Genomic DNA, 9,576 nt, shown 5'->3' on the forward strand with positions numbered 1-9,576 from the left:
TCTCGGCAAATTCCTTTTATTTTGTTCCCATTATTCCTTATATCGGTCCGATTTGGCCCCCACATCTAACTTGACCTTCAAAATCATTCCTATTGTACACATATTATCTATCCTGTCGTATAGATACTATCTATCCTCTCCTATACATATTATCTATCCTGTTGCATAGATACTATCTATCCTCTCCTATAGATACTATCTATCCTCAAGGACTCTAAGTATAAGTCCTTTCATACCTCCAATAGGAGTCCTATCGTACCTCCACTGGGAGTCCTCTTGTACTTCCACTGAAGGTACGATTCGTTTATAACTTGATGTAGATTTTCTTCTTCCACAGCGGGTAGCCGATGGCTGCATGGAGCAGGGTGAAGAGCAGTGCATATACCAATGAAGCAAGATAGGGATTGACGATGATGGCATGAAGCGTGCCGTATAACTCTTCCTTCCATGCCCGGCTGCCGAACAGGATGGAGAGCAGTTCGCTGACGACATAGAGGAACAAAGGATTGGTGCCAAAGACAAGAAAGAAGGTCAATCGCGAGCGTGAGACGCCTTTCATATCGATGACGTACATCAGGAGGCCCAAGCATGTTGCGGCCAATCCGCAGGTTATGCAGACGTAACTCGGACTCCAGATGCGTTTGTTCAGTGGTAGGCCGAAGCTCGCCAGATAGCCGATGAGAACAAGGACGCCGCCGACTAACATGAACTTCAGCACTTTCTCTTCCGTCGTTCGGGCCATAGCCATCAGTCTGCCGCAGTAAAAGCCGATGAGCGTGTGGGCTATAGCCGGCAAACTGCTGGCAAGTCCTTCGGGGTCGACGGGGCTTTTATGGTAGAGATGTGCTTGGCCGAAAAGGTGAATGTCGATTTGTGCGATAAGGTTTTGCTGGCTGTCGTAGGCATAACCGTTTCCGAGCATCAGGAACATAGCGTAGGCAATCAGCAGCGTTGCAATCAGGGGTAGGGTACGTTTGTGGTTGATGCTGAGCGCAAAGACGCTGACGGCACCATAACAGATGGCAATTCGCTGCATGACACCCCATATCCGGAGGTGTTCGAAGTCTAAGGCACGGCCTTGCAGCAGTAGGTCGAACCAATTGATGAACAGACCTATTGCGAACAAGAGCACCGTTCGCTTGGCAATCTTGCATGCTGTCTGCCTGTTCCACGCAAAGTTTGTCTGCTTCAGGCTGAGGAATGTGGATATACCCATGATGAAAAGAAAGAAAGGGAAGACGAGGTCGCAGGGTGTCATTCCGTTCCATTTGCTGTGTTGCAGCGTAGAATAAATGTGTTCGCCGGCGCCGTTGTTCACAAGTATCATCAAACAAACCGTCATTCCGCGAAGCACGTCAAGGGAGAGGAGTCTTTTCTTTTCCATATCGTCTTATTTCAAGAATTGGATTACTTCCTTTGCCATGTCAATGGCGTCGCCTTCGGGCTGACTTCGGTAGGTGTTGTGTTGCAGTGTCCAAGGCTCTTCGATGGCATACCAATCAATCTGCGGGCCTTTCGGTAGGGCCATCTCAAAGAGTTCGTTGGCGGTTTTGTTGGCATTCGCTCCTCCGCCGAGCGCATCTTCGTTGCTTCGCGTGTTGTCTTCCATTTGCTTGGCAAGCGCATCCATATAGATTTTCCACCTTTTATAATAGAAGTCTTTCAGAATGCCCTGCCATTCTTTGTGCGCATAGTCTCTTAGTCCGCCGTTATCGGCACAAGTTCTGTTTCCCCATGTCGTTATTTGCACGCGGGCATTCCACTCGTAGAGGTCTTTTTCGGCCTGCGTTGTCCCAAGACTTCTTGCTGCTTCCGTCCAATGTCCCAAGCGAAATTCCTTTCTTGTGCCCAATAACCTGTCTTGCAATAGTATCATATCAAGGAAACGTTTTGCGTCTTTCGCAAAGGCTGCACGGCTGAATCCATTGTAATCGGCGATGGTCTTGAGATATTGCAAACGACCTTGGTCGGCCAGAGCCTGCCGGCAGATATCTATTAGGTCGTATTCAAAGTTATTGTTGCCTTTGTAACGACTGGAAACGCTTGCCATGAGTCGGGCTGCTTCCAAGGTAGCTTGCGGGTCGTAATAGTTTCTCATCTTAGACCAACTCTTCACCTGAAAGTTATTCAACCCCGGTCTGCCGCAAAACACACTCTCATGTGGACCTTGCTGATTGTTTCCGGCCGGGCAATTGTAAATCGTTTCTGCAAGCAAGAGCCATGCACGCTCGATGGTCTCATCTTTCCTGCCGTATCTTGCCTTCACATAACCTCTGACCCAATCTTCCTTTTTGAATATTTCCGGTCGCCATGGCAGTTCGCTCATGAGTTCAAACATCACGGGATTGTTCTCTGAACCTTCCATCGTAAAGCCGATACCTTTCAAATGTTGTGTATTTGGGCTTCGCTTCTTGGTGCTATAGAAATTGTGAATCAGTTGGTCCATACGTCCATGTAGCCCCACATTTGCCCCGAAGTTCTCAAGCATGCAAAACAACCAATCGTGCTGCTCGTATCCTTTCTCTCGTTTCCACACAGAGGGAATACCGAACATGGGTCTGCATTCGGAAAACAAATCCAATATCAGCAAATCGCCATTCTTCATATCTTGTATCATACGCGGGCGCGGGTTTTCTGTCCATCCTTGAATAACCCATGTTGCTTTTGGGTTGATACGTTTCATCGCCTCCAGCATCACACTTCCCGCTTTGCCATAGTCCAAGGCATCATCGTCGTTGCTCTCATGGAAAGGGTCCATGCTATAGTAATTGGCCTTGCCATAAAGTCGTGTCAGCTCGGCATAATAAAGGTCGGCAATCCTGTTGAACTGGCTGTCGGTAGGCGACAGATTAGCGGGCCGAGTGTAGCCATTCCATTTGCCACCGTCAGTGACATTAAGTCCCAATTTCTCTTTGGCATCATGGGGCATCATACCACAGAAGCCCGGCAACACGGGCTCCATGCCATACTCATGCATTCTTTGAAGAATCTTCTTCTGTAGCGTTTCCTGTTGTTTATACCAAGAATCGGGCAGCGGACCGCCCCAACCTTCAAGGTTGTTCATCTCCCACCATGCGAGGAATGCAGGCCCTGCAATGAACTTTCCGATTTCTTTCTTGGTGTAACCCAGCTTCAATAGCATGTTACGCCACGCCACCTCTTCGCCCACAATGGCCAAGGGAAGATTGACACCATGCAGTGCCATCCAGTCAATCTCTGTTTGCCAGCGTTCCCAATCCCAAAAGGCCATGGAGTAGGAGAAGGTACAATAATTGAAATCATACCTCAGCTTCAAGTCGGTTTCGTGTCGTTCTGTTTGGGTTACTTGCGGCAGACGTTCCGGAAGGTTTGCAGTCATGTTGTTCCAAGTCAAGTGTATGCCGGCATGATATTTCAGATACCAATTCAGTCCGGTGGCAATATTCACCCACGTGTTGCCTTTTATGACGACTTTATTTCCCTCTTGCGAAAGTTCAAAGAAGTCTGTCGGGCCTTTAATCAATTGGGTTTTGAATTTCTTGCTTGCTCCTCTTTCAATACGCTCCAGCAGGTTCTCTACCGGGTTAGCCGATATAACGACGCTCGTCAGGCAAAATAATGCGATAATAAGGTTTCTCATGTCATTCACTTTTATTTGCAAAGGTAGGCAATTTAATTAATTTCTTATGGCCATTTTTGCTATAAAACAAAAAAAGAGAGATAAAATCTATCTCTCTTTGTACACCCTTAGGGATTCGAACCCTAGACCCACTGATTAAGAGTCAGTTGCTCTACCAACTGAGCTAAGGGTGCAAATGCAATGTTTCCGGTAATCTTCAAATGTACACCCTTAGGGATTCGAACCCTAGACCCACTGATTAAGAGTCAGTTGCTCTACCAACTGAGCTAAGGGTGCATTTGTTTCACCTCGGATATTGCTTTCCGAATTGCGTGTGCAAAGGTACATTCTTTTCATTAAACAGCCAAACAAAAGCGCTCTTTTTTTGAAAAAAACACGGACAATCTGTCATCTGTTTTACAGTTTCACCCATTTTACAACCCAATCTCAGCCATTTTGTGACTCAATCTCAGCCATTTTGTGGCCTAATATGGCTGACTTTGCAAGCTAAAATGGTTGAGATTGGATTGTGAAATAAAACACCTTTGTGGGAGGAATGAATTTCTTTGTGGGAGAAAATGCTACGGTTCACTATATCGCTTGGCTGATACGACAAACCGCATGAAAGGTGTAGGAACTCACGGCTCATACGTCTGTTCAAATAAATATGTGTGATATATCCTCAATTCATCTTGGACGGGCAAACGAACCGTGTGTCCCGACTTATCAATCCCAGCCATCTGGTAACACAGGTTGTTTTAGGTTTCAATATAAATCAGGTCACTCATGATGTCGTCAGCAGTGAAAAGACCTTTTCTTGTGAGCGAAAGGTGATGATTTTTAATTTGCATATAGCCGGAATTCAAATGTGGTTGTGCCTCATGAAGCATATAATCATGGTATTTTCTTCCATATTGTTTTAGAAGATCGGTCAAGTTGATTCCTTCACACGTTCTGAGTGCAGTCGTCACCAAGTCGTCATAGCGCGTATTCAAGTCCAAATACTCGGACTCTCGCGGCAGTTCATTGTTTTGAATGCTGTCAATGTAGGCGTTGATATCGCTGATATTCCAGCTGCGCGTGCTTTTGTTATAACTGTGGGCAGAGGCTCCTACGCCCATATATGGGATTTCATGCCAGTAGTTGCTGTTGTGTATGCTTCGGTAACCGGGTCGTGCGAAGTTGCTGATTTCATAGTGTTCGTACCCAGTATTCGCGAGTGTGTCTATCAGGCTATCATACATTACTAAATCAGTTTCCTCACTTATCGCTTTTATCTTTCGCTGTTTTAACAAGTGAAAGAGTGGTGTGCCCTCTTCATAGGTCAGGCTATATGCAGAGATGTGTTCAACATTGAGACTGATTGCCTCGTGTAAATCGGATTGCCACGCCTCAAGTGTCTCTTCGGGAAACCCGAATATCAAATCTATGCTTATATTCTCGATGCCTGCATCTCGTAAGTTTTGCACGGCATGCAATATATCTTCGCGGTTATGCCGGCGTTTAAGAAAACTAAGACGGTCGTCGTCGAAGGTCTGTACGCCCATGCTTACACGGTTGATGGGCAGGTTTTTGAGGGTGATAGCATAAGCGGTCGTCACATCATCGGGGTTACATTCAATCGTTACTTCCTGTAAATCCAAGTGTTTCGACCACACTTTGGAAATGCATGCAAACAATTGTGACAATTGCTTTTCTGTAAGTAAACTGGGAGTACCCCCACCCAAATAGATGGTTTTGATTTTATGGTCGGAGTGGATGCAATCTTTTGCAAGCTCGGCTTGGCGTAACTTCATTTCATGACAGAGTGCATCCACATATTGTTGTTGGAGCATTTGTTGTGTTGTGCTATAGAAATTGCAATATATACAACGGCTCGCACAAAATGGTATATGTATATACAGACCTGACATGTACTCTTTTTTCATACAAAATTACTAATTTTCCTAAAATATTTTTGGTTGTTCTCTCTTTTTTTTCTATCTTAGAGGCCAATAATGATACGTGAAGTCATTATCAACCATGAATGATTACTAACACTTTAAATCTTTTGATATGAGAGTTTATCAAACGAATGAAATTAAGAACATCGCACTGCTTGGCAGTGCGGGCAGCGGCAAGACAACGCTTGCCGAGAGTATGCTTTTTGAAGCGGGAGTCATTAAACGTCGCGGAAGTGTGGAAAATAAGAACACCGTAAGCGATTATTTCCCGGTAGAGTTGGAATATGGCTACTCGGTATTCCCAACAGTTTTTCATGTCGAGTGGAACAATAAGAAGCTTAATATTATAGATTGTCCGGGAAGTGACGACTTTGTCGGCGGTGCCATTACATCTTTAAATGTGACTGACGAGGCTGTTATTCTTATTAACGGGCAATATGGACCAGAGGTTGGGACACAGAATTTCTTTCGGTATACGGAGAAACTAAATAAGCCTGTTATTTTCTTAATCAACCAGCTTGATAGTGACAAGTGTGATTTCGATGCTATCATTTCGACCATGCGGGATATTTACGGTCCGAAGTGTGTTCAAATACAGTATCCATTACAAACAGGAGCCGGATTTAATGCTTTGATTGACGTACTCATGATGAAGAAATATTCATGGAAGCCTGAAGGTGGTGCGCCAATCATTGAGGATATTCCGGCAGAAGAAATGGATAAGGCCATGGGACTTCATAAAGCTTTGGTCGAGGCGGCAGCAGAGAACGATGAAACTTTGATGGAGAAATTCTTTGAATCGGAGTCTCTGACAGAAGATGAGATGCGAGAAGGCATTCGAAAAGGGCTTGTCACACGCAGTATATTCCCGGTCTTTTGTGTCTGTGCGGGGAAAGATATGGGTGTACAGCGTTTAATGGAATTCTTAGGCAATGTAGTTCCATTTGTTAACGAGATGCCGAAGCTGCATAATACGCGCGGCGAAGAAGTCGCTCCCGAGGTTTCTGGTCCGACGAGCTTATATTTCTTTAAAACCGGAATGGAGCCTCATATCGGTGAAGTTAGTTATTTCAAGGTGATGAGCGGAAGCGTAAAGCCCGGCGATGACCTGACGAATGCCGATCGTGGAAGCCGCGAACGGATGGGACAAATTTATGCTTGTGCCGGTGCTAATCGTATAGCGGTTGATAAGCTGAACGCTGGTGATATTGGGTGTACTGTTAAGTTGAAAGATGTAAAGACTGGCAATACCTTAAACGGAAAAGATTGTGATTGGCGATTTAATTTCATTAAATATCCTAATTCGAAATATAGCAGGGCCATCAAGGCTGTCAATTCGCAAGATACAGAAAAACTGATGGCTGCGATAGTAAAAATGCGCCAGGAAGACCCAACATGGGTTTTAGAACAAAGCAAAGAATTGCGTCAGATTATTGTCCATGGTCAGGGAGAGTTCCATTTGAGGACCTTGAAGTGGCGTCTGGAGAACAATGAAAAACTTCAAGTGAAATATGAAGAACCAAGGATACCTTATCGTGAAACGATAACCAAGAAAGCAAAAGCCGAGTATCGACACAAGAAACAGAGTGGTGGTGCCGGACAATTTGGCGAGGTTCACCTCATCATTGAGCCGTATGCAGAGGGAATGCCAGATCCTACGATTTATAATTTCAACGGACAGGAATTCAAAGTAAACATCAAGGGCAAGGAAGTTGTAGATTTGGAATGGGGCGGTAAGCTTGTTTTCATTAACTCTGTGGTTGGTGGCGCCATCGATCTCCGCTTCATGCCTGCTATATTAAAAGGTGTCATGGATTGCATGGAACATGGTCCGTTGACAGGGAGCTATGCTCGTGATGTCCGTGTGGTTGTCTATGATGGCAAGATGCACCCGGTTGACAGCAATGAGCTTTCGTTTATGTTGGCTGCACGTCATGCTTTCGCTGATGCTTTCCGTAATGCCGGACCAAAGATTTTGGAACCCATATACGACTTGGAGGTCTATGTTCCGGCAGACTTCATGGGAGATGTCATGAGTGATTTGCAAGGTCGGAGAGCTTTAATTATGGGTATGGATGCAGAGGCCGGTTATCAAAAACTCCAAGCCAAGATACCTTTGAAGGAACTGAGTAATTACAGTATCTCTTTAAGTTCATTAACGGGAGGACGTGCTTCGTTCACGACAAAATTTGCAAGTTATGAGCTTGTTCCTGCGGAGCTTCAGGCAGCTTTGATAGACGAACATGCAACGGAACTATCAAAAGACGACGAATAATTTACGCTAATCATGTAATGGAAAAGAGACGGAATAATAATTTCCGTCTCTTTTTTAGTACTATATTTTTATTTATAGATATATTGATTCGTTAAATTCATTGAATAATCTATATATATTTAACATTATGGTGTTAATGAATTAAGAATTGATATACCTTTGTCTGTATGAAGCAAAGAACAATATGGACAATAGCCATCATCATGGGGCTTTCGTTTATGGGGCTGTTATTCCTGCAATTGAGTTATATTCAGGAAATGGCTGAGATGAAAAAAGAGCAATTTGACGAATCTGTCAATCGTGCGCTCTACCAGGCTTCGCGTAATCTTGAATTAAATGAAACGTTACGATATTTAGAAAAAGACGTCAAGGAAACCGAACGTCGTTCTTTTGTACAGGATTCTGTTGGAACAAGGTCAGGGCAACCCAATGATGGTACCATACAGCAAAGTCATCAGTATTCTACGATAGGTAAAGATGGAACTATCTATTCTTCATTTGAACTTAAGACGATTTCTACAAAACCATCGGCGATGCCCAAGGGAATGATTCTAAAAACAGACAAGAATTCAATATCAGAGGCTTCGAAGTCATTGCAGGAGATTATCAAGAATCGTTATGTCTATCAAAAGGCTTTGTTGGACGAAGTTGTTTATTCTATTCTTTATTCAGCTTCGGACAAGCCTTTGAAAGAAAGAATAAACTTCAAACTACTTGATCAAGACCTCAAGGCGGAACTGATGAATAATGGGATTAATATACCTTATCACTTTACGGTTTCAACTCAAGATGGCAGAGAGGTCTATCGCTGCCCAGATTATTCTGATGAAGGAGAAGAGTTTACTTATTCACAAGTTTTATTCAGGAATGATCCCCAATCTAAGATGGGTGTTGTAAAGATTCATTTCCCGGATATGAATGCATATATCTTTTCTAGCGTTCGTTTTATGATACCAAGTATTATATTTACGTTGGTATTGTTAGTCACGTTTATCTTTACAATTGTAATTATATTCCGTTCAAAGCGTTATAGTGAAATTAAGAATGACTTTATTAATAATATGACGCACGAGTTGAAAACACCGATTGCAAGTATATCGTTGGCTGCTCAGATGCTGAATGATCAAAGTGTTACCAAGAGCGAGACGATGATGACCCATTTGGGAGGTGTCATCAATGATGAAAGTAGGCGATTGCGTTTCTTGGTAGAAAAGGTATTACAAATGAGCATGTACGATCGAAAAAAGGCTGTATTGAAAAAACGCGAGATAGATATCAATGAAATGGTTGAAGGCATAGGTAATTCCTTTACATTGCGTGTGGAGCATACGGGAGGAAATGTGTATACGGATATAGAGGCAGTTGATTCTAAGATATATGTGGATGAAATGCATTTCCAGAATGTAATTTTTAATCTGTTGGACAATGCCGTGAAATATAAGAAGCCAGACCTGCCATTGAATGTTTATTTGAAGACATGGAATGAGGGAAAGAAAGTTTGTATATCGATAAAAGACACGGGACTTGGTATTAAAAAGGATAATTTGAAAAAAATCTTCGATAAGTTTTATCGTGTACATACTGGAAATGTACATGATGTCAAGGGGTTTGGCTTAGGGTTGGCTTATGTGAAGAAAATGGTTGATTTGCACGATGGAGAAATCTATGTAGACAGCGAATATGGAAACGGGACGACTTTCACGATAAAATTACCATTTATAGAACAATAAAAATCGAGTTATAAAATAGAATATTAACTT

5 protein-coding genes and 2 tRNA genes are annotated in these 9,576 nt (G+C 43.3%); 2 read left to right on the forward strand and 5 right to left on the reverse strand.

The window, feature by feature from the left end:
• Positions 1–304: 304 nt before the first annotated feature.
• The 5 genes from HMPREF9944_RS00870 to hemW all read right to left on the reverse strand — a co-directional run bounded on the left by HMPREF9944_RS00870 (position 305) and on the right by hemW (position 5,511).
• Positions 305–1,384 carry an acyltransferase family protein gene (locus HMPREF9944_RS00870; RefSeq protein ID WP_008563790.1) on the reverse strand — a complete coding sequence of 360 codons (1,080 nt, stop codon included), beginning with the start codon at positions 1,382–1,384 and terminating at the stop codon, positions 305–307.
• Positions 1,385–1,390: 6 nt separating this feature from the next.
• A complete protein-coding gene (locus tag HMPREF9944_RS00875; protein WP_008563791.1) occupies positions 1,391–3,619 on the reverse strand; it encodes an alpha-N-acetylglucosaminidase in 2,229 nt (742 codons plus the stop codon).
• Between the two features lie 100 nt (positions 3,620–3,719).
• Positions 3,720–3,792 (reverse strand) — tRNA-Lys (locus HMPREF9944_RS00880).
• A gap of 30 nt (positions 3,793–3,822) precedes the next feature.
• A tRNA-Lys gene (locus HMPREF9944_RS00885) sits at positions 3,823–3,895 on the reverse strand.
• A 461-nt stretch (positions 3,896–4,356) separates the two neighbouring features.
• Positions 4,357–5,511, reverse strand: a complete 1,155-nt coding sequence (hemW, locus tag HMPREF9944_RS00890; RefSeq protein ID WP_008563793.1) for a radical SAM family heme chaperone HemW — start codon at positions 5,509–5,511, stop codon at positions 4,357–4,359.
• 142 nt (positions 5,512–5,653) lie between these two features.
• On the opposite strand from hemW, the gene HMPREF9944_RS00895 reads away from it, so the two are divergent.
• Both HMPREF9944_RS00895 and HMPREF9944_RS00900 read left to right on the forward strand, forming a co-directional pair.
• Complete coding sequence (locus tag HMPREF9944_RS00895; protein ID WP_008563794.1) at positions 5,654–7,816, forward strand: elongation factor G; 2,163 nt, start codon at positions 5,654–5,656, stop codon at positions 7,814–7,816.
• Positions 7,817–7,983: 167 nt separating this feature from the next.
• On the forward strand, positions 7,984–9,546 hold the full coding sequence (locus HMPREF9944_RS00900) for a sensor histidine kinase (RefSeq protein WP_008563795.1): 1,563 nt from the start codon (positions 7,984–7,986) through the stop codon (positions 9,544–9,546).
• Positions 9,547–9,576 lie beyond the last annotated feature (30 nt).

This window comes from Segatella maculosa OT 289 (assembly GCF_000243015.1).
Classification (GTDB): domain Bacteria; phylum Bacteroidota; class Bacteroidia; order Bacteroidales; family Bacteroidaceae; genus Prevotella; species Prevotella maculosa.